Consider the following 2,001-nt stretch of genomic DNA (forward strand, 5'->3'; position numbering starts at 1 on the left):
CACAATTGTGGAATGAAATTAACGGCTTGAATTTGCAGCAGAATATACTACCTACCCGCGAACGCGCCAGCCTGATCATGACCAAAAGCGCCAACCATGCCGTTGAAAGCGTGCGCTTAAGAAAGTAAGACTACCGATCGCTCAAGGGGACGGTAACGTCCCCTTGGTTGCGCTCGCTATTCTGCACTGCGCAGCGATATCTCTCCGCCGATAAAGGGTTTGATCTCCCCATCTTGTTCCAGCAGCAGTGCCCCCTGCGAATCGATGCCTCGTGCGATCCCTACAATCTGCCGCTCACCAATCAGCAGTTTGACCGGTCTGTCGATAAAATTATCCAATGTGCGCCAACGACCAATGAATGGCCCCAGCCCATCTATCTCGAATTGTTTTAACGACTGCCGCAATTCATTGAGCAAAGTAGCAGTCAGCTCATTACGATCGATGTTAATGCCGGCTTCTTGCAGGTTGATCCAACCTTGGTTGATCCCCCCGGCATTGGTATCCCGCATCGCCAAATTAATGCCAGCACCGATGACCAACTGAGCCGCATCGCCAGTTTTTCCTGTCAACTCGACCAGGATCCCTGCCAATTTGCGATCGTTCAGGTAGAGGTCGTTGGGCCATTTTACTCGCACGTCTTTAGCACCAAGGCGCTGCAAGACCTCCGCCATCACCATGCCGATCACCAGGCTCAGCCCCATCGCCGCAGCTGGCCCCTGTTCCAATCGCCAAAACATCGACAGGTATAAATTGGCGCCAAACGGCGAAATCCACTGGCGCCCACGACGACCGCGGCCAGCCAGTTGATACTCAGCGATGCAGGCGTCGCCAGATTGTAGTGTTTCGATACGATCCAGCAAATATTGATTGGTAGAGTCGACTACCGGCAACACGGTAACGCGTTTGTCGTCCAACCCTTTTAGAATGCGTTCCGCCTCCAATAGCGGCATGGGGGCAGGCAAGCTGTACCCTTTGCCAGGCACGGTAAAGACATCCAGCCCCCACTCGCGAATGGTTTGAATATGCTTATTGATCGCAGCACGGCTCATGCCGAGTGACTCACCGAGGTGTTCCCCGGAATGGAATTCGCCGTCGGCCAACAACGCGATCAGTTTTAACGGAACCTTGGTATCTTTCATGACAGCACCGCCACGGCATTCAGCTCACCGGTCGCGCCAATAAAGCGCACCTCAGGCTCCAACCACACACCGAATTTATCGGCCACCGTCTTGCGTACGTGGCGCGCCAGCGCCACCACATCCTGGCTGTGGGCATTGTCGATGTTCACCAGCACCAGCGCCTGCTGGCGGTGTACCGCAGCACCACCGATGCGATATCCTAACAGCTCGCATTGGTCGATAAGCCAGCCGGCGGCCAGCTTCACCTGACCATCCTGCTGCGGATAATGCGGCATGCCAGGATATTTGGCGACGAGTTCTGCGGCTTTCTCTGCGTTCACCAAAGGATTCTTGAAGAAGCTGCCGGCATTGCCGGTTTCGCGCGGATCGGGCAGCTTGCTGCGACGCATAGCACATACGGATTCAAATACCTGAAGCGGCGTCACCGTGGTGGGCTCCAGCTTGGCCAGATCGCCGTAACTCAATTTGGGTTGCCACTGTTTGTTGAGACGCAGACCCAGCCCGACAATGACATGCCCAGTTTGGAAACGGTGCTTGAAAATGCTTTCCCGGTAGCCAAAACCACACTCGGCAGCCGGGATGCGATCGATAGCGCCGGTAGAGAAGTCCAGCAAATCGACATACTCGCAGACGTCTTTCAATTCGACGCCGTAGGCGCCGATGTTCTGAATAGGGGCGGAACCGGCCAATCCAGGGATCAACGCCAGGTTTTCCAGGCCGCAGATCCCAGCCTGCAGCGTATATTGCACCAGGTCATGCCAATTTTCACCGGAGCTGACGTGGAGATACCAGGCATCGTTATCTTCTCGAACATCGATACCCTTCAACTGATTGACCATTACCGTGCCCGAGAAATCCTCCA

General features: G+C 55.0%; 2 protein-coding genes. Both read right to left on the bottom strand.

Features of this window, described 5'->3' with window-relative positions; all coding sequences use genetic code 11:
- Positions 1-176: 176 nt before the first annotated feature.
- Positions 177-1,139: a bifunctional biotin--[acetyl-CoA-carboxylase] ligase/biotin operon repressor BirA gene (gene birA, locus ABT171_RS41475; protein ID WP_025304935.1), complete on the bottom strand. Its 963-nt coding sequence runs from the start codon at positions 1,137-1,139 to the stop codon at positions 177-179.
- Positions 1,136-2,001 (bottom strand): UDP-N-acetylmuramate dehydrogenase (gene murB / locus ABT171_RS41480; protein ID WP_351252122.1); only part of this gene is annotated, 866 nt, incomplete at its 5' end. The genes birA and murB, both read right to left, overlap by 4 nt.

The sequence above is a fragment of the Streptomyces sp. NPDC001851 genome (assembly GCF_040297165.1).
In the GTDB taxonomy this organism is placed as follows: Bacteria; Actinomycetota; Actinomycetes; order Streptomycetales; family Streptomycetaceae; genus Streptomyces.

Excerpts from the sequence above, each read along its gene's own strand:
- birA (WP_025304935.1), bottom strand. The coding sequence starts at position 1,139 with ATGAAAGATACCAAGGTTCCGTTAAAACTGATCGCGTTGTTGGCCGAC.